This is a genomic window from Phyllobacterium sp. (assembly GCF_037994405.1).
Classification (GTDB): domain Bacteria; phylum Pseudomonadota; class Alphaproteobacteria; order Rhizobiales; family Rhizobiaceae; genus Phyllobacterium.
Map to the genome: position 1 here is coordinate 1 of NZ_JBBNAN010000033.1, position 22,746 is coordinate 22,746.

17 protein-coding genes are annotated in these 22,746 nt (G+C 57.0%); 8 read left to right on the forward strand and 9 right to left on the reverse strand.

Annotation, left to right across the window (positions count from 1 at the left end; all coding sequences use genetic code 11):
• Nucleotides 1-115: 115 nt before the first annotated feature.
• The gene (argF, locus tag AAAC48_RS02240; protein WP_340652607.1) at nucleotides 116-1,054 is read right to left on the reverse strand and encodes an ornithine carbamoyltransferase; all 939 of its coding nucleotides are present in this window, start codon (nucleotides 1,052-1,054) and stop codon (nucleotides 116-118) included.
• 10 nt (nucleotides 1,055-1,064) lie between these two features.
• Complete coding sequence (locus tag AAAC48_RS02245; protein WP_340652608.1) at nucleotides 1,065-2,270, reverse strand: aspartate aminotransferase family protein; 1,206 nt, start codon at nucleotides 2,268-2,270, stop codon at nucleotides 1,065-1,067.
• A gap of 508 nt (nucleotides 2,271-2,778) precedes the next feature.
• Between AAAC48_RS02245 and AAAC48_RS02250 the strand changes: the two genes are divergently transcribed.
• Nucleotides 2,779-3,303 (forward strand): GcrA family cell cycle regulator, encoded by a 525-nt coding sequence (locus AAAC48_RS02250; protein WP_340652609.1) that lies wholly within the window; start codon nucleotides 2,779-2,781, stop codon nucleotides 3,301-3,303.
• Nucleotides 3,304-3,361: 58 nt separating this feature from the next.
• Here the strand turns inward: AAAC48_RS02250 and phoR are convergent, their stop codons facing one another.
• Nucleotides 3,362-4,627: a phosphate regulon sensor histidine kinase PhoR gene (gene phoR / locus AAAC48_RS02255; protein ID WP_340652610.1), complete on the reverse strand. Its 1,266-nt coding sequence runs from the start codon at nucleotides 4,625-4,627 to the stop codon at nucleotides 3,362-3,364.
• A 93-nt stretch (nucleotides 4,628-4,720) separates the two neighbouring features.
• Between phoR and ppk2 the strand changes: the two genes are divergently transcribed.
• From ppk2 to AAAC48_RS02275, 4 genes are all read left to right on the forward strand, one after another.
• Nucleotides 4,721-5,641 carry a polyphosphate kinase 2 gene (gene ppk2 / locus AAAC48_RS02260; RefSeq protein ID WP_340652611.1) on the forward strand — a complete coding sequence of 307 codons (921 nt, stop codon included), beginning with the start codon at nucleotides 4,721-4,723 and terminating at the stop codon, nucleotides 5,639-5,641.
• Nucleotides 5,642-5,886: 245 nt separating this feature from the next.
• On the forward strand, nucleotides 5,887-6,726 hold the full coding sequence (locus AAAC48_RS02265) for a transporter substrate-binding domain-containing protein (protein ID WP_340652612.1): 840 nt from the start codon (nucleotides 5,887-5,889) through the stop codon (nucleotides 6,724-6,726).
• 115 nt (nucleotides 6,727-6,841) lie between these two features.
• Complete coding sequence (locus AAAC48_RS02270) at nucleotides 6,842-8,497, forward strand: lysine--tRNA ligase (protein WP_340652613.1); 1,656 nt, start codon at nucleotides 6,842-6,844, stop codon at nucleotides 8,495-8,497.
• 32 nt (nucleotides 8,498-8,529) lie between these two features.
• Entirely contained in the window at nucleotides 8,530-8,913 is a 384-nt protein-coding gene (locus AAAC48_RS02275) for a VOC family protein (protein ID WP_340652614.1), read from the forward strand.
• Between the two features lie 10 nt (nucleotides 8,914-8,923).
• On the opposite strand, the gene AAAC48_RS02280 is transcribed toward AAAC48_RS02275, so the two are convergent.
• The 6 genes from AAAC48_RS02280 to AAAC48_RS02305 all read right to left on the reverse strand — a co-directional run bounded on the left by AAAC48_RS02280 (nucleotide 8,924) and on the right by AAAC48_RS02305 (nucleotide 17,126).
• Nucleotides 8,924-9,796 (reverse strand): thermonuclease family protein, encoded by an 873-nt coding sequence (locus AAAC48_RS02280; protein WP_340652615.1) that lies wholly within the window; start codon nucleotides 9,794-9,796, stop codon nucleotides 8,924-8,926.
• Nucleotides 9,797-9,809: 13 nt separating this feature from the next.
• Complete coding sequence (locus AAAC48_RS02285) at nucleotides 9,810-10,451, reverse strand: helix-turn-helix transcriptional regulator (protein WP_340652616.1); 642 nt, start codon at nucleotides 10,449-10,451, stop codon at nucleotides 9,810-9,812.
• Between the two features lie 169 nt (nucleotides 10,452-10,620).
• The gene (locus AAAC48_RS02290; RefSeq protein ID WP_340652617.1) at nucleotides 10,621-12,840 is read right to left on the reverse strand and encodes a 3-hydroxyacyl-CoA dehydrogenase NAD-binding domain-containing protein; all 2,220 of its coding nucleotides are present in this window, start codon (nucleotides 12,838-12,840) and stop codon (nucleotides 10,621-10,623) included.
• Nucleotides 12,841-12,853: 13 nt separating this feature from the next.
• On the reverse strand, nucleotides 12,854-14,062 hold the full coding sequence (locus tag AAAC48_RS02295; protein ID WP_340652618.1) for an acetyl-CoA C-acetyltransferase: 1,209 nt from the start codon (nucleotides 14,060-14,062) through the stop codon (nucleotides 12,854-12,856).
• A 27-nt stretch (nucleotides 14,063-14,089) separates the two neighbouring features.
• Nucleotides 14,090-15,265 (reverse strand): acyl-CoA dehydrogenase family protein, encoded by a 1,176-nt coding sequence (locus AAAC48_RS02300; protein WP_340652619.1) that lies wholly within the window; start codon nucleotides 15,263-15,265, stop codon nucleotides 14,090-14,092.
• 67 nt (nucleotides 15,266-15,332) lie between these two features.
• On the reverse strand, nucleotides 15,333-17,126 hold the full coding sequence (locus tag AAAC48_RS02305) for an acyl-CoA dehydrogenase C-terminal domain-containing protein (protein ID WP_340652620.1): 1,794 nt from the start codon (nucleotides 17,124-17,126) through the stop codon (nucleotides 15,333-15,335).
• Between the two features lie 454 nt (nucleotides 17,127-17,580).
• Between AAAC48_RS02305 and AAAC48_RS02310 the strand changes: the two genes are divergently transcribed.
• The 3 genes from AAAC48_RS02310 to AAAC48_RS02320 form a co-directional block, all read left to right on the forward strand.
• Nucleotides 17,581-21,093, forward strand: a complete 3,513-nt coding sequence (locus tag AAAC48_RS02310) for a peptidoglycan-binding protein (protein WP_340652621.1) — start codon at nucleotides 17,581-17,583, stop codon at nucleotides 21,091-21,093.
• Between the two features lie 204 nt (nucleotides 21,094-21,297).
• A complete protein-coding gene (locus AAAC48_RS02315) occupies nucleotides 21,298-22,230 on the forward strand; it encodes a sulfite exporter TauE/SafE family protein (protein WP_340652622.1) in 933 nt (310 codons plus the stop codon).
• A partial coding sequence (locus AAAC48_RS02320) for a TIGR02186 family protein (RefSeq protein WP_340652623.1) occupies nucleotides 22,227-22,746 on the forward strand: 520 nt, incomplete at its 3' end. The genes AAAC48_RS02315 and AAAC48_RS02320, both read left to right, overlap by 4 nt.

Consider the following 22,746-nt stretch of genomic DNA (forward strand, 5'->3'; position numbering starts at 1 on the left):
GTCAAGCGTCGCCCCTAACTGGACCGCGCGCCCGCGTGCATCCAGGTTGGCGACCTGAAATGGAACGACGGCATCATCACCGGCAAAAATATACTCGTCGCTACGCATTGTGGTATCAGACACTGGGCCGACCTCCTTCGAGACACCAGGCGAGAATGGCCTTTTGCGCGTGCAAGCGGTTCTCCGCCTCATCGAAGACAACGGAATGCGGCCCGTCGATGACGGAATCCGTTACTTCCTCGCCGCGATGTGCGGGGAGGCAATGCATGAAGAGTGCATCAGGGTCGGCGTGCTTCATCAAGGCATCATTGACCTGATAAGGCATGAAAACATTGTGGCCGCGGGCACGGCCTTCCTGTCCCATCGACACCCAGGTATCGGTGACAATGCAATCGACGCCTTCGACTGCCGCAATCGGATCGGTGGTCAACTTGATCTTGCCTCCGGCGCCTCTTGCCCATTCCAGATATTTGCTCGCAGGCTCGCTGCCTTCCGGCGTGGCGATATTGAGATTGAAATCAAAGCGAGCAGCCGCCTCGACCAGCGAATGCAGCACGTTGTTGCCGTCACCGGTCCAAGCAAAGGTCTTGCCTTTGACCGGGCCGCGATGTTCTTCGAACGTCATGATATCAGCCATGATCTGACACGGATGCGTATCGTCGGTCAGGGCATTGATAACCGGAACCGTGGCGTTTTCGGCCATCTCGGTCAGGCGTTCGTGGGTCGTTGTGCGCATCATGATGATATCGACGTAGCGCGACAGCACCTTGGCCGTATCGGCAATGGTTTCGCTGCGGCCAAGCTGCATCTCCGAGCCGGTCAGCATGATGGTTTCGCCGCCAAGCTGGCGCATCCCTACGTCGAAGGAGACGCGGGTGCGGGTCGAGGGCTTGTCGAAAATCATCGCCAACACCTTGCCGGCGAACGGCTTTTCGACTGTGCCTGCCTTCAGCCGCGTCTTGCGTTCCCGCGCATCGTCGAGAATGGAGCGCAGATCGCCCGAGGAAAGCGCTGACAGATCCGTGAAGTGCCGGAGATCCTGCTTGATTGTCATAATCACGTCCTCAAGCGCTTTTCTGTCTGGCGGTCACCGACAGGCGTTCAGCGGCAGTTTCGATCCTCGAGAGAGCATCGCGAGCCTCTTCTTGCGTTGCAACTAGCGGTGGCAGGAGCCGGACAACATTATCGCCCGCACCAACCGTCAGCAGGTGTTCATCGCGCAGCGCTTGCACCATCGTTGTGTTCGCTACCACGCATTTCAGTCCCATAAGCAGACCGCGGCCACGCACTTCGGAAATGACATCGCAATAGCGATCGGAAATCGAGGCCAGGCCCTGCTTCATGACCAGCGCAATCTTTTGAACGTGTTCGAGAAAACCCTCTTCGAGAATTACGTCGAGCACGGCATTGCCGACGGCCATCGCCAGCGGATTACCGCCAAAGGTCGTGCCATGGACGCCTGCAGTCATGCCCTTTGCAGCTTCCGCTGTCGCAAGACATGCACCCAATGGGAAACCACCGCCAATACCTTTTGCAACAGCCATGATGTCCGGCTTAATCCCGGACCACTCATGCGCAAAAAGCTTGCCCGTCCGGCCAACGCCCGTCTGAACCTCATCAAGGATCAGCAGCAGGCCCTTCTCGTCACACAATTTGCGCAGCGCACGCAGGTCTTCGTCCGGCACCGAGCGTACACCACCCTCGCCCTGGATAGGCTCAATCAGAATGGCTGCGGTTTCAGGACCGATCGCTGCTTTCAGTGCTTTCTCGTCACCGAACGGCACCTGGTCGAAGCCTTCGACCTTGGGTCCGAAACCTTCAAGATATTTCAGCTGGCCACCGGCGGCAATCGTCGCCAGCGTCCGGCCGTGAAAGGCACCTTCGAACGTGATGATCCGGAACCGCTCGGGGTTACCATTGACGTAATGATACCGGCGCGCGGTCTTGATCGCACATTCCAGCGCTTCGGCACCGGAATTGGTGAAGAAGACCTTGTCTGCGAAGGTGCTGTCGACAAGACGCTGGCCCAGACGCTTCTGGCCGGGGATCTCGTAGATGTTGGACACATGCCAAAGCTTCTCAGCCTGACTCTTTAGTGTTTCGACGAGATGTGGATGGGCGTGGCCAAGTGAATTGACGGCAATGCCGGCCGCAAAATCGAGGTAACGATCACCAGACTCTGTTACAAGCCAAACGCCCTCTCCTCGCTCAAAGCGCAGGTCCGCACGAGCAAAAGTGTCGTAAAGCGGTTGCGCGTTTGCGTCCGTCATGTCGTTTCGGGCCTCCAATACCCAGTTTGCCAAACCTGCTGATACATACGAGAAATCGGCAGTGATGAAATCAAAAAGCCGCCCCACAATGCCATTCTTGGGGGCGGCCACATGGGTAATATCATCATTCGAATTGCAATTGTCAAATGAACACTTCGAAATGCTCCACCCGCATGCCCAAGGGCACCCATGTCAACACTGCAAGTTTATACAACCTGAGCGGGCAATCGGTAGGAAGGTTTGCCGGCGACGGCATAAAGAGTCTTTTATGCAACAGTTTATCGCGCAAGTTGGGGAAAACCCAAAAAAGCTGGTAACGAGCCGTGCCCGACTCTTGTCACAGAGTCATCCCATATTGTAGTTTGGGAAACGAAATAGCTAGATTTCGTGCGGCGTCCTCGTCATCTGAATAGATATGGTATCAAGCCAATCTGGAGCAATCCAGATGCGAGGAAGGATTCAGTCCGGACACCGCACAAAACAGAGCCCCATACGGAGCTAGGAAACGATGAACTGGACAGACGAGCGCGTAGAACAGCTGAAGAAACTTTGGGCCGAAGGTCTGAGTGCAAGCCAGATCGCAGCACAACTGGGCGGTGTTAGCCGCAACGCCGTCATCGGCAAAGTGCACCGTCTGAAGCTGTCGGGACGTGGTAAAACCACTTCAACCCAGACGCGTAGTAAAAAGATCAACACAAGTGCTTCCGGCAGCCAGCGCAGTGGCGGCTCTTCCAGCCATATGGCGAGCCGGGTTGTCAGCCGCAGCGTCGGTGCAACTGCCTTGCAGACCGAATACAATACTGATCTTGTCCCCCACACGATCACGAAGACCGTGACCAATGTCGTCGTGCCGATATCACGGCGGCTGGAGCTGGTGCAGCTCAGTGAGCGCACCTGCAAATGGCCCGTTGGTGACCCGCTGCAGCCAGACTTCAACTTCTGCGGCAATGATGTTGGCGAATCCGGCCCCTATTGCACTTATCATTCACGCTTGGCCTACCAGCCGGCGTCCGAGCGTCGCCGCATTCGATAGTGCGTCAAACTGTCTGCTAAAGGCGCCGAAAGGCGCCGTTCTTTTTGAAGTAAACCCCTCAGGTACGCTGTGGTCCAAACACGACGGTAAAGGATGATCCTTCGCCGACCCGGGAGCGGACAACCAACCTGGCCCGATGGCGCGTCAGAATGTGCTTGACGATGGCCAATCCAAGTCCTGTACCCTTCTGCGCACGACTCGTCTCAACATTGATGCGGTAAAAACGCTCTGTCAGGCGCGGAATATGTTCATCCGGGATGCCCGGACCAAAATCCTGAACGGTCGCCTTGATCGCTTCGCCGTTCGGCTTCAATTCAATAATAATTTTCTTACCGGACTGGCCATATTTGCAAGCGTTTTCAACGAGGTTCTGGAAGACTTGAGTCAATTCATCCCGGTCACCAAGAACGGTGACCGGTTTCGGATCTATATTGCGCTCGATCTCCACGCCAAGATCTGCAGCCAACGGTCGCATGGAGTCAGCGACGTGGTTGAGCACAACCGTCAAATCGACCTGGTCCTTGACAGCAATGTGCGCCTTCATTTCGATGCGCGAGAGAGACAAGAGATCGTCGATAAGCCGTGCCATACGCTCGGCCTGTTTTTGCATGATTTCGAGAAAGTTGTCACGCGCCGTCGCATCATTTCGCGCCGGCCCGCGCAAGGTCTCGATGAAACCGCTGAGCGAAGCCAGCGGGGTGCGCAGTTCGTGGCTGGCATTGGCGATGAAGTCCGTACGCATACGCTCCAGACGATGCGCTTCGGTCTGGTCACGGAACGACAAAAGATACTGGCGATCGCCGCCTCCCGTTTTATCCAGGAGAAGCACGGTGGCCCGATACCAACGCTCAACCGGAACGCGCTCGGCGTAGTCCGCAGATCGCGGCATAGCGTCGGTCATGACCGATTGAACCAATGTCTGCATCTCAGGCGCGCGAAAGTGCATCAAAAGCGTACCGCCTCGGGCCAAAGGTCCAAAAGCACCATTGGCTGCAGGATTGACATAAAGGATCGTTCCCTCGTGGTCGAAAATGATCAGGGGGTCCGGCAATTGGGCTGCGAGCTGCTGGCCGGACAGGCGGAAGATAGCAGGGTCGCTGGCAGGCGAGATTGCGGGACTGTCTGCGCGTGGCATGGCCGCCGAAAGGACGACGACCGCGAAGAGGACGAGCATCATGATTGCAAAGCTTAACCATCCTGACACCCCGGAGCTCAGGACGAGCGCAGTAATAAACGCGGCAGCGGCCAGAATATAGCGGGCACGGATCAGCCTCTCCACCGCTCGTTGCTGCAAACTCCGGCCGTCCTGCCCCAATATGCTCATGTGCTAAACTCCTGCCCTGCCGAGCTTTTTAGGCTCTGGACGATACAACGCTCTCCCAATAACATGGCTTTATGTCAATTGAGGAAGAATGACGTGGGTAAAGATTCAAAAAAGAAATCCGATGAGCCGCAAGCGATCGACACCACGCTCAATCTGAAGATTGATGGCAAGAAACGCATCTTCACCATCGATGATCCCAAGCTCCCCGACTGGATTGCTGATGGCGCGCTGGCATCCGGCAACTTTCCTTATGCGGAGAAAATGCCGAGCAAGGAATATGCAGAGACGGTTGAACTTTTGCAGATCGAATTGGTCAAACTGCAGTATTGGCTTAAGGACAAAGGTAGCCGGGTAATTTCGGTTTTCGAAGGTCGCGACGCGGCTGGCAAGGGCGGTACAATCTTTACCCTGCGCCAGTATATGAACCCTCGCACTGCACGCAACGTCGCCTTGCCCAAGCCCACCGAAACAGAGCGCGGGCAATGGTACTACCAGCGCTATATTTCGCATTTCCCCACCACCGGCGAATTCATCACGTTTGACCGGTCCTGGTACAACAGAGCCGGCGTGGAACCGGTTTTGGGATTTTGCACGCCGGAACAGCACCAGTCATTTCTGGCGGAAACACCCGGTCTGGAACACATGATCGTCGCTGACGGAACCCATTTTTTCAAATTCTGGCTCGACATCGGGCAGATCATGCAGTTGAAGCGCTTTCACGACCGCCGCCACAGTCCACTCAAGAACTGGAAGTTCTCACCTATCGACATTGAGGGTGCCAAGAAATGGGACGAGTACACCAAAGCGCGTGACACAATGTTCGCCCGCACCCATACGGCGCACGCGCCATGGACAATCGTCCGGGCAAATGACAAACGCCGCGCCAGAATTGCCGTCATGCGGCGGATCCTGTTGAGCCTGCCCTACAAGGGACGAGACATAAGTGTGATCGGGAAGGAAGACCCATTGATCATCGGTTCTGGGCCTGAATTCATCGGATCTACAAATTCATAGGCTGGCTCTGACGGTCGGTGCGGCGTCTTCTCCCATAGAAAAGCTGTCTTACAGAGCTGTCGTACGGTACGCCATGCTGCACCCGACATCCTCAGCCAATAAATTGGCAGATATCACAATATGGGCCCGCTATTTTCCTGCCGATGGTTTGTCATCAGCTTTTGTGTCAACACGGCAGTCCGATCTGTCATGGCCGATTGGATCGTGTTAGCCTTGTGCAAATCACATTGCCACGTTGAGATTGAATGCATATCCGGACAATCGCTGCTTTCACCCTTTGTCTCATCCTGGCCACGCTGTCGCAAGCTGGCGCAGCATCGGACTTCCCGCATTATTGGGATGGCCGCGAGCATATTTCCAAACCTGATCTGTCCACCGTCGAGCGCATCCGTTTTGTGACCACGGTTGACTATCCGCCCTTCAACTTCGTCGACAGCACGGGACGCATTTCTGGCTTCAACGTCGATCTTGCGCGGGCGATCTGCAACGAGCTTGCTGTGACATCAATCTGTCAGATCGAAGCCCGTCCGTGGAACGAGTTGCAACCGACGCTCGACAATGGCGAAGCCGAAGCAATTATCGCAGGCTTGAAACCAACGGCCGCACTACGCGAAAAATACGCGTTTACGGCACCTTATATGCGCCTGCCAGCCCGTTTCCTGACGATGAGGGACACAGCGTTGGTCGAACCACTTGCCAATACGCTCGACAAGAAGACGATTGGAGTCATTGCAGGCTCGGTCCATCAGGCGATATTTGCCGATTTTTTCCCGAGGGGACATTGGGTCGGCTATCCTTCGCGGGAACTCATGCTCAATGATCTGCAGGCGAAAAAGATCGACGCTGTTTTTGGCGACGGGTCAGATCTTTCCTTTTGGATCGGCAGCCCGGATGCCAAGAACTGTTGCGCCTTCACTGGCGGACCCTATATCGCCCCACAGTTTCTCGGCGACGGAATGATGATCGCGACCACACTGGAAAACGGCGAACTTGTCGACGCTTTCAACTTTGCCCTGAAATCTCTGGAGGAGAAGGGCACGATTTCGGAACTCTATTTGCGGTATTTTCCGGTCGACTTCTATTAGATTTCATTCTTCGCCAGAAAATACGCTCGAGCAGCCATCCCGATCACAGATACAATTGACGCGGACAACCTGCCGCCATAGTGTCCGCGCGCTCTTTAAAATACAGGAAAAACGAATGACTTCGCGCCCTAATACCCAAATCGAACTGACCCCCGAATTGATCGCGGCGGCAGCAGAGGCCAAAGCCTGGCCCTTCGAAGAGGCGCAAAAGATCATCAAACGCTACGAGAAGACCGGCTATCCCGACACGATCCTGTTCGAGACCGGTTACGGCCCTTCCGGCCTGCCGCACATTGGCACTTTCGGAGAAGTGGCACGCACCTCGATGGTGCGCCACGCTTTTCGTGTCCTGACCAGGGATAGCGTCAAGACAAAGCTTTTGTGCTTCTCCGATGACATGGACGGAATGCGCAAGATTCCAGACAATGTACCGGATCGCTCGCTCCTGGAGCCGCATTTGCACAAGCCGCTGTCGGCAGTTCCCAATCCCTTTGGCGGTAACTATCGCAGTTTCGCCGACCACAACAACGTCATGTTGTGCCGCTTCCTCGATACATTCGGTTTTGACTACGAATTTGCCAGCGCAACGCAGTATTATAAGGCGGGCCGTTTCGACGAGGTGCTGCTGCGTGCTGCTGAGCGCTACGACGACATTATGAAGGTTATGCTGCCGACACTTGGCGAGGAGCGCCAGGCAACCTATAGCCCGTTTCTGCCAATTTCACCGACAAGCGGGCGCGTGCTCTACGTTCCGATGAAGAATATCGACGCGAAGAATGGCACGATAAGCTTTGATGACGAGAACGGCATCGAGACCACGCTTCCTGTGACGGGTGGTAACGTCAAACTTCAATGGAAGCCCGACTTTGGCATGCGATGGGCGGCACTTGGCGTTGATTTCGAGATGTTTGGCAAAGACCACCAGACCAATGCGGTTATCTACGATCGCATTTGCGAGATTTTGGGTGGCCGTGCCCCCGAGCATTTCGTCTATGAACTCTTTCTCGACAATGTCGGTCAGAAGATATCGAAGTCAAAGGGCAATGGTCTCAGCATCGACGAATGGCTGACCTATGCGCCAACCGAAAGTCTGGGCCTTTATATGTTCCAGAAGCCCAGGACGGCAAAGCGGCTATATTTCGACGTCATTCCCAAGGCGGTGGACGAATACTTCACCTACCTTTCCGCTTATGGACGTCAATCCTGGAAAGACCGCTTGAACAATCCGGTCTGGCACCTGCACAATGGCAATCCGCCATCTGTCGAGATGCCGGTTCCGTTCGCGCTCTTGCTGAACCTTGTCAGCGCCTCCAATGCCGAGAACAGCAGCGTTCTCTGGGGCTTCATCTCGCGTTATGCGCCCGGTGTTACCGCACAGAACAATCCGGAGCTGGATGCACTGGTCGGTTATGCGATCCGTTACTTCAACGACTTCGTAAAGCCCTCGAAGAAATTCCGCACGCCCGACGAAGTGGAATGCGGTGCACTGAAAGCAATGGACAAGAAGCTGGCAACTCTTCCCAGCGATGCTGACGGCAATGACATCCAGAACGCCATTCTCGATGTCGCCCGCACAATCGAGCGCTATCAGGACCATACGAAGAAGAGTCCCGAGGGCGGTCCGGGCGTGTCCGTGTCTTTCTTCCAGATGCTCTATGAAGTCCTCATCGGACAGGAGCGCGGTCCGCGCTTTGGCTCCTTCGTTGCGCTTTATGGTATTGCTGAGACACGTGCTCTGATTGCGAAGGCATTGGCAGGAGAACTATCTTAGACTGGCTTGGCTAAAATCCGTGGGAGGACTGAATGATTGATCATACGGGCGTCAGCGTCAGCAATTACGGGCAGAGCAGGAAATTCTATCAGGAAACACTCGCTGCAATCGGATACGAGCTTATTGTTGAATTTCCAGCGTCAGTCACCGGGAGCGCGGACGTTGCCGGCTTCGGCGAGGGGGGCAAGCCCGATTTCTGGATTGCCAGCGGCATCCCGAACAAACCGCCCGTTCATGTGGCTTTTCGTGTCAGCAGCCGTGCTGTCGTCGATGCCTTTTACAAGGCCGCGTTAGCAGCTGGCGGCAGCGACAATGGCGCACCAGGCCTGCGGCCCCACTACCACGCCAATTATTACGGAGCGTTTGTGCGTGATCCGGACGGCCACAACGTCGAGGCCGTTTGTCACGACGCGTGAAATATTAAGTCTACTGCGGGCGGGGCGGAAATGGGGCGTCCGGCACGGCCAATGGCGGCGGGGCTGGCAATGGCTCGGCCGATTGCAGTGGCGTGTCACTGAACGAGGGCACCGGCAGATCGTCAGTTGCCGGAAGCGCCGGCGGCGGACTGCCGAAGATTCCGAGTTTTGCCTCCTCGGCTTTCTTCATCGCTTCAGCCATGGGCGTGCCGTCTTTGGCGCGCGCCCAGCCGTTCTGCACAAGCCACTCGGCAAGATCAGATTTGCCAAGCTTGCACCCGGTTGCGATGAGCGCCTCGGATGGCTGGCCGGGCACGGTGCATTCGACGGCCCGCGAGCGTAGCCAATTACGGAAGGCCGTCCGTGCAGCCATGCCACAAGGCCAGGTCGTTCCATCGGAGTTGCAGGTCTCCTCTGGCGGCAAAGCGTCGATGCCCTCGATCGCAATCTTGTAACCGGACGCCTCGATCGTACCCGCGGCAGTCGCAACCGGGCGGTAAAGCAAAACCGGCTTTGCAGTATTGTCGACCGGCACCGGGGCCGGTGGTGGCGCGGGCGACGATGCCTGCCCCAGCTTGCTCAGGGGTTGGCGCGGTTGGACGCGTTCGAGTGGAGCAGTCTCATTGTTCGAAGACGAAAATCCATCTGGATCGACTTGTCGCGCTTCGAAGGATTGTGCGGGCACGGCCTCATTTGCCAAAGGTGTGTCCGCAGGCGCGTCATTTTTCATTTCGTCGGGCAATTCGAAATTTTCAGGCGTGACATCATCATCCTGGCGAGCAACGACCGAAGTCTCCAATCCACCATGGAACGGCGCGACAAAAGCATAGAGCAGCAAAAGGGCCACCAGTAAGGTCAGAATATAAAGCGGCAGCTGACGCATGCGGAGTGAATTCCTATTGGCTTGCCCACAGGATCCGGGCGATCCAGTCGATATGGACCGCGTCAAAGGTGCGATTTGGGTGTTCAGGATTCATCGATTGCAGTTCGATTGTTCGCGGGGTCTGACGCGCGAGAATCTTGGCCATGACCTCACCGTCCTTGGTGCGCACCACAACGCGGTCGCCGCGACGCACGGCAGCACCGGGAGCAACGATGATGGTGTCACCATCGCGATAAAGTGGCAGCATTGAATCGCCTGACACCTCAAGCGCGTAAACCGCATCTCCGGGACCAATCGGAAACTCGACGACATCCCAGCCCTGCCCCACGGGAAAGCCGCCGTCATCGAAGTACCCACCGGCACCTGCCTGTGCGAAGCCGAGCAGCGGGATGGAACGCATTGCCGTACCGCCCGCGCGCACCGCCTTGCCAATGACGAGCATCATGAACTCATCCAAGGGTGAACCGGTGGCTTCCATGATCTTGGCAAGAGACTCGGTCGAGGGCCAGCGCGCACGTCCATCGACCGAATAGCGCTTGGATTTGTTGAAAGTCGTTGGATCAAGCCCGGCCCGCTTCGCCAATCCAGAAACGGAGAGGGAATGGCGTTCTGCAAGTGCATCGATGGCCGCCCAGATGCGGTCATGTGAAAACATGATCTATTTCCAGAGAAAAGGAAAAAATACCTTCTATACGGTTTTAGAAAGGAATTTTGGAAATGTCGAGTAGAATTACGGAAAACTTTCTTATTTTCCACGGTTATTTGTACGTGGTTTGCATGTCCAGTGAGGTGTGGGGATCTGATTGAACCCCACACGTCTCTTATCAGGCCGCCTTCTTGTTTTCTTCAGCTGGATAGGGATTGAAGCGCTCGTAGAACGTCTCGCCCGTTTCGGCCATGTCGAGCAGCAGTTTCGGCGCTTTGAACTGTGCGCCATATTTCCGTTGCAGACCCTTGGCTATCTCGACAAACTTCGCCGCTCCCATGCCGTCGATATAGGACAGGGTTCCGCCCGTATAGGGTGCGAAGCCGAAGGCGAGGATCGAGCCGACATCCGCCTCGCGCGGGTCGGTGACGATACCTTCTTCCATGACACGGGCAGCCTCGAGCGCAATCGTGAAGAGGAAACGCTGCTTCAGCACCTCCACATTGATCTTGTCCGGGTCCTGCTGCGGATAAAGCGTCTTCAATTCGGGCCACAGCTGCTTCTTGGCCGGCTTGGCTGGATAGTCGTAGAAGCCCTTGCCGTTCTTACGGCCGCGGCGGTCATATTTGTCGACCAGCGTATTGACCAGTTCCACATGACGCGGATCGACAGCCTTTGGTCCAAGATCGGCCAGCGTCGCTTTCAGGATCTTCTGCGACAGGTCAATTGCCGTTTCGTCGTTCAGCGCCAGTGGTCCGACCGGCATGCCGGCCATACGGGCGACATTCTCGATCATCGCCGGCGGAACCCCTTCAACCAGCATGTTGTAGGCTTCCGACATATAGCGCAGGACACAGCGATTGACGTAGAAGCCGCGTGTATCGTTGACGACGATCGGCGTCTTCTTGATCGCACGCACGTAATCGAGCGCAACGGCGAGTGCCTTGTCCGACGTTTTCTTGCCGACAATGACTTCCACCAGCATCATCTTGTCAACAGGTGAGAAGAAGTGGATGCCGACAAAGTTCTTCGGACGCTGCGAGACCTTGGCAAGACCGGTAATCGGCAGTGTCGAGGTGTTGGATGCGAAGACTGCCGCCGGCTTCAACACAGCCTCGACCTTTTGCGTCACAACGCGCTTGACTTCGCGGTCTTCGAACACTGCCTCGATGACAAGGTCTACGCCTTCCAGATCGGCATAGTCCGAGGATGCGGTGATCAGACCAAGCAGCTTTTCCTTTTCCTCTGCGGTCGCCTTACCCCTGTGCATTTCCTTGGTGATGAGGTCGGCGGAATGCGCCTTGCCCTTTTCAGCCGCCTCAAGGCTCTGGTCGACAAGAACAACGGGAATGCCTGCTTTCGCCGTAACATAGGCAATGCCTGCGCCCATGAAGCCGGCGCCGACGACACCAACTTTCTTGAACTTGGTCTGCTTCACGTTCGCCGGACGGCGCGCACCCTTGTTCAATTCCTGCAACGAGACGAACAGCGAACGGATCATCATTCCGGCCTCCGTCGTCTGGAGGATCTGGGTAAAATAGCGCTGCTCGATCTTGAGAGCTGTGTCGAACGGCACGAGCAGGCCTTCATAGACCGATTTCAGGATCGCGGCCGCGCCCGGATAATTGCCATAGGTTTCCCGGCGCAGGATTGCTGTAGCGGCCGGCCAGAGATTGGCACCGGCTGGCGAATAGATGGCACCGCCGGGAAGCTTGAAGCCCTTTTCATCCCATGGCTGTACAGGCTTGAGACCAGCCTTGATCATCTTCTTGGCTGCCTCGACCAGTTTCTTGGCCGCAACGACTTCATGCACAAGCCCCATGGCCTTGGCACGCGATGCGGTCAGGCTGGAGCCCGTCGTCATCATCTGCAGTGCGTCCTGCTGGTTGGTCAGGCGCGGAACGCGCTGCGTACCCCCGGCACCAGGGAAGATGCCGACCTTGACTTCCGGCAGAGCTATCTTGACCGAAGGATCATCCGAAACCACGCGGCCGTGGCAGGCCAGGGACATTTCGAATGCGCCACCCATGCAGGTGCCATTGATCGCGGAAACCCAGGGCTTCCCGGACGTTTCCAGCTTGCGGAATAGGCCACCCATCTTGCCGGTGTTCTCGAACAGGAGTTCAACCGCCTTCTTCGGGTTCTTTGCCTTTTCGTTTTGAAAAAGCTGGAACATGCGCTTGAGCATGGTGAGGTCCGCACCGCCGGAGAACGTGTCCTTGCCGGAGGTGATCACCGCACCCTTGATCGCCTCGTCCGTCGCGACCCGGTCAACGATGGTGTCCAGTTCCTTCATCACCTCTTCGGTGAAGACATTCATCGACTTGCCCGGCATGTCCCAGGTGACAAGTGCAATACCGTCCGCGTCGACGTCGAATTTGAAGTTTGTATAGCTCATCTTCCGTTCTCCCTCAGACGCGTTCGATGATGGTTGCAGTGCCCATGCCTGCGCCAATGCACAGTGTGACGAGCGCGACATTGAGATCACGGCGTTCGAGCTCATCGAGAACCGTACCGAGGATCATTGCGCCGGTCGCGCCAAGCGGATGGCCCATGGCGATGGCGCCGCCATTGACGTTGATCTTGTCGCGAGGAATGTCGAAAGCCTGCATGTAACGCAGCACCACTGCTGCAAAGGCCTCGTTCAACTCGAACAGGTCAATGTCCGAGATCTTCATCTTGGCACGCTTCAACAACTTCTCTGTCACATCGACCGGACCTGTCAGCATCAGCGCCGGATCGGAACCGATATTGGCAAATGCCCGGATACGGGCGCGCGGCTTGGCACTCAGGGCCTTGCCAGCGCTCTTCGAGCCGAGCAGGACTCCCGCAGCCCCATCAACGATACCGGACGAATTGCCGGCATGATGCACGTGGTTGATCGTCTCGACTTCCGGATGGGCCTGAATGCCGACCGCGTTGAAGCCGCCCATCTCGCCAGGCATGACGAAGGATGGATTGAGCGCGGCCAGCGCCTGCATGTCTGTCGTCGGGCGCATGTGCTCGTCGTGATCGAGGATGATCAGGCCGTTCTGGTCCTTGATTTCAAGAACTGAATTCTTGAAGTACCCCTTCTTCCAGGCGTCCCCGGCGCGCTTCTGGCTTTCCACCGCATAGGCGTCGACATCATCGCGGCTGAAGCCATATTTCGTCGCGATCAGATCAGCGGATACACCCTGCGGCATGAAATAGCCCGGAAGACCTACCGACGGGTCCATGTACCAGGCTCCGCCAGACATGCCCATGCCGACTCGCGACATGGATTCAACACCGCCAGCGATGACGATATCATCCGCACCTTGCACGATCTTGGCCGCAGCGAAATTCACCGCATCAAGGCCCGAGGCACAAAAACGCGAGATCTGCATGCCCGGCGCTTTGAAGTTATAGCCGGCTTCGAATGCAGAAGAGCGCGGAATGACAGCACCCGCTTCGCCGACCGGATCAACGCAGCCATAAATGATGTCGTCGACCAGACCCGTATCGAGACCGTTGCGGTCGCGCAGGGCCTCCAGCACTTTCGCGCCGAGGCGAACGGCAGGCACTTCGTGCAGGCTGCCATCCTTCTTGCCTCTGCCGCGCGGCGTGCGGACGTGGTCATAGATATATGCCTCAGTCATTTCATTCTCCCTGTTCAAACCGGCAGCTCAAAGGCTGCGGGCGATCAAAAGCTTCATGATTTCGTTGGTGCCGCCATAGATCCGCTGGACACGGGCGTCGCGGAACATGCGGGCAATCGGAAATTCGTTCATATAGCCGTAGCCGCCATGCAGCTGCAGGCATTCATCGACGATTTTATTCTGCAGATCGCTGAGCCAGTATTTCGCCATGGAGGCCGTGACAGGATCGAGCCCGCCGCCATTAACGTGACGCTCAACGCAGTGGTTGTAGAAAACACGGCCGATCGTGGCCTCGGTCTTGAGCTCGGCCAGCTTGAACTGCGTGTTCTGAAACTCGATGATCGCCTTGCCGAAAGCCTTGCGTTCCTTCACGTAGTCGGAAGTGATTGCGATGGCGCGTTCCGCCATTGCAATCGCCGAACCGCCAATCTGCAGCCGTTCCTGTGGTAACTGCTGCATCAGCTGAACAAAGCCCTGACCCTCTTCGGTACCGAGGAGATTGGACGTTGGGACCCGGACCTCGTTGAAAAAAAGCTCCGAAGTATCGTTCGACTTCAGCCCGACCTTGTCGAGGTTGCGGCCACGTTCAAAGCCTTCCTGGCCGTCAGTCTCGACAACGATCAGCGAGGTCCCTTTGGCGCCCAGCGAAGGATCCGTCTTGGTGACGATGATGATCAGGTTGGCAAGCTGACCGTTGGTGATGAACGTCTTCGAGCCGTTTATGACGTAGTGATTGCCATCCCTTTTCGCGCTGGTCTTGACGCCCTGAAGGTCAGAGCCCGCACCGGGCTCGGTCATGGCAATCGCGCCGATCAGTTCGCCGGTAGCCATTTTAGGCAGCCATTTCTGCTTCTGCTCTTGCGATCCATAGTGGAGGATATAGGGAGCGACGATGGAATTGTGCAGGGCAATGCCGAAGCCGTCGACGCCAACGTGGCCGATGGCTTCGAGGATCGCGCTCTCATGCGCGTAGGTGCCACCGGCACCGCCATATTCTTCCGGCATCGAGGCGCACAACAGGCCGTTCTCGCCGGCAAGTTCCCATATCGAACGGTCAAATATTTCCTGTTTTTCGAAACGCTCGTAGTGCGGCAACACCTCGGCCTCGAGAAACTTCGTGGCCATCTCCTCCAGCATCACGACGTCGTCAGTCTTCCAGTCGGGTTTCGCAACACCCAATACTTCGTCCGGTCGCAGACCCATCACAAACCTCCTGAAATAGTCCTGAACGAGCCGCGCGATGGCGGCTCGTAATTGGCCTAGGTGCAGCTTAGAATGCTTCCGCGGCAAGCGCCATCATCGTGTCTGCTCCGGTCTGGATGCGGGCAAGATGCGCCGAAGTTTCCGGCATGACACGTTCCATGAAGAACTTGCCGGTGATCAGCTTGGTTTCGTGGAAGGCCTTGTCGCCAGCACCTTCTGCCAGCTTGGCGTGCGATGCCTTGGCCATCCGCGCCCACATATAGCCGAGCGCCACCAAGCCGAAGAGATGCATGTAATCGGTCGATGCCGCACCGGCATTATCCGGGTTCGCCACTCCGTTCTGCATCAGCCACATGGAGGCAGCCTGCAAATCATTGAGGCCTTTCTTCAGATGCTTCGTGAAGAAGGATAGCTTCTCGTCACTGCGGTTTTCCTCGCAGAAATCGCCAACTTCCTTGAAGAACGCCATGACAGCACGCCCGCCATTGGCACCGAGCTTGCGTCCGACCAGATCGAGCGCCTGGATGCCATTGGCACCCTCGTAAATCATGGCAATGCGTGCATCACGTACGTACTGGCTCATGCCATGTTCTTCGATATAGCCATGGCCGCCGAAGACCTGCTGCGCCATACAGGCGTGCTCGAAGCCCTTGTCGGTCAGGACGCCTTTCAGAACCGGTGTCATCAGGCCAAGAATATCGTCAGCCAGCTGTCTTTCGGCCTCATCGCCGGAGCGATGCGCCACATCCGACTTCAGCGCGGACCAGAGAATGAACGCGCGACCAGCTTCGTTGAACGACTTGATCGTCAGAAGGATACGGCGAATGTCCGGGTGGACGATGATCGGATCGGCCTTCTTGTCCGGCTGCTTCGGTCCGGTCAGTGCCCGGCCCTGGATACGGTCGCGCGCATAAATCGCGGCATTCTGGTAGGCGACCTCGCCAATGGAAAGCCCCTGCAGGGCCACACCTAGCCGTGCCTCATTCATCATGGTGAACATGGCGCGCAGACCCTTGTTTTCACCGCCGATGAGATAACCGGTTGCCTCGTCATAATTCATGACGCAGGTCGAGTTGCCGTGAATGCCCATCTTTTCTTCGATGGAGCCGCAGGACACGCCATTGCGCGTTAAGGGATTGCCATTCTCGTCGACAATGAACTTCGGAACGATGAACAGGGAGATGCCCTTGGTACCTTCCGGAGCGCCCTCGATACGGGCGAGCACCAGATGAATGATGTTCTGCGCCATATCGTGCTCGCCGGCGGAGATGAAAATCTTCTGCCCGGATATCCTGTAGGACCCGTCAGCGCTTGGCACAGCCTTGCTGCGCAACAAACCGAGATCGGTTCCACAATGCGGCTCAGTCAGGTTCATGGTGCCGGTCCATGTCCCGTTGGTCATCTTGGGCAGATACACCTGCTTCTGCTCGTGCGTGCCATGAGTGAGAATGGCGGCGATTGCGCCCTGGGTCAGGCCCGGATACATCACCAGCGCCATGTTTGCCGACGCCATATATTCGCCTGCAGCCACATGCAGCGCATAAGGAAGCCCCTGCCCGCCAAATTCCTGCGGCACAGCGAGACCGACCCAGCCGCCTTCGCGGTACTGATCGAAAGCTTCCTTGAAGCCCGTTGGTGTTTTTACAGATCCGTCATCAAGCCGCACGCAGCCTTCATGGTCACCGCTCTGATTGACGGGAAAGAGCGTGTTCTCCGCAAGCTTTGCACCTTCGCCAAGAATCGCTTCGACGATATCGGGCGAGGCATCTCCAAAGCCTGGAAGATTGTTGTAGCGTTCAAATCCCAGGACATCGTTCAGGATAAACAGCGTGTCTTCAACAGGCGCGCGATAACTCGGCATCAGGTTTCCTCCAAAACATAAACGAGCAAGGATAGCACCAAGACAGGGGTGCCGTCAGAATTTCATCTTGTCTAACAAATTTTGACGTTTGCGTAAACGTCAAAATTTTGCGAATTTCTGTTCTTGGTGATTTGCCACCGCCGGCCGATCTCCGCCTCTAACGCCGCGCCATGAAATTCGATGAATCAGACACCGTTTTTGCCTAGCCAAATATATTTTTGACCTTTGACGCCGGGGCCTTAACCAGTTGTTTACCACGTTTCGCCAATGTCACAGTGACGGTGAACCGTGTCTATATGTGATTTGTTTTTCACGGCTTGTCGGACCGCATGGGGTATCAAGCCCCGGCTCTCCGGTTTGGCCCCGACGCGCACAGCGCGACCGGCTGTTTCCCAAGAGCCAAGAATTTTCATTCGCCGGCTCTGTCCGGCGTCAACTCGGGCAGCAGACGTCCATGACGAACCAAAGGTCACTGATGGAACAGGTCAATGTTAATCGCGCGCGGCGTGATGCGACGTCGCTGGACAGTCTCAACCGCACACTCGAAACACTTGAGAGCCAGCTGCGCAGCGCAATGAAGCCTGATATCCCGGAAGAAAACCAGGACATCGCCGACCGCTTCGTCGCCCTTGCTTCCCGGGCCGGGCAACCGGCAACGCCTCGCCACGCGGCTATGCAATCGGAACCCTCGCCTGCAAACCAGCGACCAGGCGCCAAACACGATCTCTCGGCCATAGCCGCACAGCTCAAGCATCTTCGTGATGAGATGCGCGGCGAAATCGAAGCGCCTGCCCGAGGGCAATACGAGCCGTATCGCGACGCGATGCATGATCTGCGTCAGTCGACGGCTTCTGATGCACATCCCGCAAATCATAGCAAGACAGACAGCGCCCACCTTTCCATGCTGCGCGGCGATCTCGATGAGCTGAAGCGTACCGTTGACACCCTGACACGCGAAGAGCCGGTGAAAAGTCTTGGCAATCGTTGGGATGCGATGGACGAGCGTTTCGATACTTATCATCGCCAACCGTTCAAAAGTGGCGAAACGGGTGCCTCGCTTGAAACAATTGAAGGTAGGCTCGATGGGATCCGGCAGGCAGTTGAAGTCCTGCCGCACTCGCTGCCGCTGCACAATGTCGAAGACAAGCTGGTTCTTCTGACCGGCGCTGTCGAGCAGATGTCGCGTAAACAGGGCGCGTCTTTACCTGCCAAATTCATGCAACAGGTCGATGAGCGTTTGGATGAAATCAGCCGCGCGATCGTTGCCACGTCGCGTCCCGCCTCGATGCAATATGCGGAGGCCGATGCATTCGAGCGCGTTGAGGCGCGCATTGCGTCGTTGGCCTCCAAGATTGAGTCAGCAACCTATGACCGCACGTCCGACACGATCCTCAAGCGCATGGGTGAACTTGCGCAACGCGTTGATCAGCTCACCGAGCAGAGCAAGGCGCCCGCATTCAACCTTGACCTCCTATCCGAGCAGCTTGCCGCGGTAACACGCCACCTGCAAAATGCACCCGCCTCGATCAGCATCTCTGATTTCCGCGATCTGGAGGACCGGGTACTGCAGATCATCCGCAAGCTCGAGACCATGCCGGAGCCAGCCACGGCAGATCCAGCTTTCATCGCAAGAATCGATCAACGTTTCGAAGAACTCACCCGCCGGCTCGATGACCATCACATGATGGCCGAGCACAGCGATATTCGCCTGACAGACAATCTCGAAGCTCGCTTCGACGATATGGCGCGCTACATTGCCCAGAATGTGCCTCAGGCGGACGGAACCCAGGATGCCATCCGCAATCTGGAATTGCAGATTGCTGGCCTTGCGGAGCACCTTTCCCAGTCGAATGACCGCCATGCCGAAATGGCCGCTATCCCGCCGCGTCTCGATGCTATCGAGGCGTCAATTGCTGCCAATCGCGATCTCGTGGTGGAAGCCGCCCGCAACGCTGCAGCCGAGGCAATCCGCAACACGACAAATTTCGGCAGTGACCACGACAGCGCGATTGCCCGTGAACTTGCCGACGATCTGAAGACCCTGGAGATGCTGGCGCGCAAGTCTGAAGAGCGCAACACCAAAACTTTTGAAGCCATCCACGACACGCTGCTCAAGATCGTCGATCGCCTCGCCTCGCTGGAAAGCGGTCCTGCGCCCGTGTACCGGCCTCGTGACGCCGCGGCGGGCACGACGTTTATCGCTGATGAGCCAAAAATGAAGGCAACGCTGGCTTACGATCATGCCATCGACGTCGAGCCAGCCTTCAACGCACCAATCGTCTCGAAAGACGAAAATATGTCGCCGGAAGTGGCTCTCCCCCATGCCGCTGAAAGCTCAGAATCCGCGCCTCGCGAAAAGAAATCACTGTTTGGCAGCCTCAAGCGAGGTTTGAAGGGTCGCGGCAAGCACGAGGCCGCACAAGATCCGGACATGGATACCGCCGACGAAGCGGAGCAATCAGACGCAAATGCGGACCTCGACCCGAATATCCTCAATCGCCCGCTGGAGCCCGGCTCCGGCATGCCGGATCTCAATTCCATACTCAAGCGGGTTCGTGATGACCGGCGCGAAATGCCGCTCGCTGGCGAGACATCGGCCGGCAAAGCAGATTTCATAGCAGCCGCACGCAGGGCAGCCCAGGCGGCAGCTTCCGAAGTCGAAAATCAGAAGCGCGCCGCGCCTTTAATTTCGGAAAAAGCCGACGGCGGCAAGGGCAGCCTGTTTTTGCGCCAGCGCAAACCGATCCTCCTTGCTATCGGCGCGATCATGATTGCGATCGCCGGTCTTCAACTGAAAAACGCCTTCCTTGACCATTCGGCAGGACTGGACTCTCAGGCCCAGCCGACAGCACCGGAACCTACGCCTTCAGCGCAGTTTGCCGCAAAGGAACCGGCGCTACCAGCTGAACCTTCCATGCCGGCAATGGCCGCACAATCGGCAGCGCCTGCCGAAGACAGCATGCCAGCCGACGCAACTGCGGCAAAGGACACTGTGGCAAATGTGATCAATTCGCAGCAGGTCACACCGCCCGCGACCGATACTTCCTCCGCTGCAACATCCGCAGATGCGAATGCATCAACCACGGCCCTGCCGTTCATCCCGGTGGAAGCCGGTCCGGAGCCGCTGCGCGATGCTGCCGCAAAGGGCGACAGCAAGGCACTGTTCGAAATCGGCGACCGCTACATGGATGGGCGGGGCGTTACGAGCGACTATGCCAAGGCGGCTGAGTGGTACAATCTTTCCGCACAACGGGGCTTTGCTCCCGCGCAATATCGCCTCGGAAACTTCTATGAGAAGGGACTTGGCGTTGCCCGCGATCTGGCGAAGGCCAAGACGTATTATCAGCTCTCTGCTGAACAGGGCAATGCCAGCGCCATGCACAACCTCGCAGTGCTTTTCGCAGCAGGGATCGACGGCGCGCCCGACAATGAGTCTGCAGCACGCTGGTTCAGCCAGGCTGCGGAGCTCGGCGTGAAGGACAGCCAGTTCAACCTGGCGATCCTCTCGGCCAAGGGGATGGGCGTTCCGCAGAGTCTCGAGGAAAGCTACAAATGGTTTGCGCTTGCCGCAAATGCTGGTGACAAGGACGCGGCACAGAAGCGCGATGAAGTGGCAAAGGCGATGACCCCAGACCAGCTTGAGCGTGCACGTGCTGCGACGCAGCTATGGAAGCCGAAGCCGCTCAACCCGGACGCCAATGCCCTGAGCGTGCCGGAAGAATGGCGTGTGAGCCCGGCCGCAACGGGATCCGTCACGACCGGCTCCATCGACATGGAAAAGGCCATACGCAATGTACAGCTCATCCTCAACAAGAGTGGCTACGATGCTGGCGGTTCGGACGGCAAGATCAGTGCCAAGACACGCGATGCCATCATGGCTTTCCAGAAGGATAATGGATTGAAGCCCACCGGCAATATCGATAGAAATCTCGTCCGGAGCCTTTTGCAGAAGAACAAGCAGATCTAGGTCCTGACCCTAGCGCCGTTTACCGGTCAAAACATCGCCCGCGGCACTGTTGCGACAATAGGTTTCGTGTTTGAACCAATATGTTGTGCTCGCTTCAGTCAATGTTTGACTTCAAGCCTGCAAGTGGGCAAGAAACCTTAAAGAATTGCTGTCATTGTGGTGTTACGACGATGTCGTAGCACCGTGATGGGTATGGGGTTGGCATTGGGAATTTATCTGCCTATAGCCGAGATTTCGGTCAATATCTTCGTGCTCTTCTTCATGGGCGCGGCGGTGGGGTTCCTGTCGGGCATGTTTGGCGTGGGCGGCGGGTTCCTGATCACCCCTCTTTTGATTTTCTATAATATTCCACCTGCAGTTGCGGTTGCCACTGGCGCGAACCAGGTCATTGCCTCATCGTTCAGCGGGGCGCTTTCCCATTTCAAGCGTGGTACGCTTGACGTCAAACTTGGGTCGTTGCTGGTGATTGGCGGCGTGATCGGCGCCGGCGTCGGCATCTATGTCTTCGTTCTCCTGCGCCAGCTCGGTCAGCTCGACCTCATCGTCTCCCTGCTTTACGTGATTTTTCTAAGCACGATTGGCGGCCTGATGCTCTATGAAAGCGTGCAGGCGATGCGCCGGACAAGAGCCGGACAGCTCGCCACTCTGAAGAAGCCCGGCCAACATAATTGGGTGCACAAGCTCCCGTTCAAAATGCGCTTCCGCGCCTCGAAGATCTATGTCAGCATTATTCCTGTCATGGTGCTCGGCGCAGCCATCGGCTTTCTATCGTCGATCATGGGTGTCGGCGGCGGCTTCATCATGGTGCCCGCCATGATCTATCTGCTCAAAGTGCCGACCAACGTGGTTATCGGCACCTCGCTCTACCAGATCGTCTTCGTCACCGCGTTCACCACTGTCATGCAGGCGACAACCAACCAGTCGGTCGATATCGTGCTGGCAATGCTGCTGATGACAGGCGGCGTCGTCGGCGCACAATACGGCACGCGTATTGGCCAGAAACTGCGCGGCGAACAATTGCGCGCCCTTTTGGCAATGCTGGTGCTGGCGGTGGGCCTGCGGCTTGCTGTCGAACTCTTCATCACGCCCGACGATCTTTATTCGGTCACGCTTGCGCTTGCGACGGGGGCATTATGAGGACTGCCGCCGGTGTCCTTGCGCTGATAATTGCACTGGTTGCGGGCCAATCAGCTTTTGCGCAGCAACTGCCTGGCAACAAGGAGACTGTGGAGATCGGCCTATCGACCGATACGATCGCGATTACCTCCGGCTTCCGCGGCACCGACCTAACGATATTCGGCGCGCTGGACAATGCCGACCCGTTGATCCAGCGGCAGGGCCGTTATGATATTGTGGTTATCCTGGAAGGGCCAGAGCGCAGTTTCGTCGTGCGGCGCAAGGACAGGTTTTTCGGCATCTGGGTTAATGCCGAGTCGGTGTCGTTCCAGCATATCCCAGCGTCCTATTCGCTCGCCTCGACGCGCAGCCTGCAAGATATCACCACGCCGAAAGTTTTCGGCCAGCTCAGCCTGGGCGTGAACAACATCTTTTACGAACCGACGCCCGATGGCTTCGGATCAAGTGAATCGCTTAAGGAATTTACCAAGGAGCTGCCGCGACTGAAGCTGAAACAGCAGCTCTACAGCCAGCGCA

What these genes read in the sequence shown, in the direction of transcription:
- AAAC48_RS02280 (WP_340652615.1), bottom strand. Translation starts at nt 9,796, where the DNA reads ATGCGTCAGCTGCCGCTTTATATTCTGACCTTACTGGTGGCCCTTTTG.
- AAAC48_RS02290 (WP_340652617.1), bottom strand. Translation starts at nt 12,840, where the DNA reads ATGAGCTATACAAACTTCAAATTCGACGTCGACGCGGACGGTATTGCA.
- AAAC48_RS02265 (WP_340652612.1), top strand. Translation starts at nt 5,887, where the DNA reads ATGCATATCCGGACAATCGCTGCTTTCACCCTTTGTCTCATCCTGGCC.
- AAAC48_RS02295 (WP_340652618.1), bottom strand. Translation starts at nt 14,062, where the DNA reads ATGACTGAGGCATATATCTATGACCACGTCCGCACGCCGCGCGGCAGA.
- AAAC48_RS02310 (WP_340652621.1), top strand. Translation starts at nt 17,581, where the DNA reads ATGACGAACCAAAGGTCACTGATGGAACAGGTCAATGTTAATCGCGCG.
- argF (WP_340652607.1), bottom strand. Translation starts at nt 1,054, where the DNA reads ATGACAATCAAGCAGGATCTCCGGCACTTCACGGATCTGTCAGCGCTT.
- AAAC48_RS02250 (WP_340652609.1), top strand. Translation starts at nt 2,779, where the DNA reads ATGAACTGGACAGACGAGCGCGTAGAACAGCTGAAGAAACTTTGGGCC.
- AAAC48_RS02245 (WP_340652608.1), bottom strand. Translation starts at nt 2,270, where the DNA reads ATGACGGACGCAAACGCGCAACCGCTTTACGACACTTTTGCTCGTGCG.
- phoR (WP_340652610.1), bottom strand. Translation starts at nt 4,627, where the DNA reads ATGAGCATATTGGGGCAGGACGGCCGGAGTTTGCAGCAACGAGCGGTG.
- AAAC48_RS02300 (WP_340652619.1), bottom strand. Translation starts at nt 15,265, where the DNA reads ATGGGTCTGCGACCGGACGAAGTATTGGGTGTTGCGAAACCCGACTGG.
- AAAC48_RS02270 (WP_340652613.1), top strand. Translation starts at nt 6,842, where the DNA reads ATGACTTCGCGCCCTAATACCCAAATCGAACTGACCCCCGAATTGATC.
- AAAC48_RS02305 (WP_340652620.1), bottom strand. Translation starts at nt 17,126, where the DNA reads ATGCCGAGTTATCGCGCGCCTGTTGAAGACACGCTGTTTATCCTGAAC.
- AAAC48_RS02285 (WP_340652616.1), bottom strand. Translation starts at nt 10,451, where the DNA reads ATGTTTTCACATGACCGCATCTGGGCGGCCATCGATGCACTTGCAGAA.
- AAAC48_RS02275 (WP_340652614.1), top strand. Translation starts at nt 8,530, where the DNA reads ATGATTGATCATACGGGCGTCAGCGTCAGCAATTACGGGCAGAGCAGG.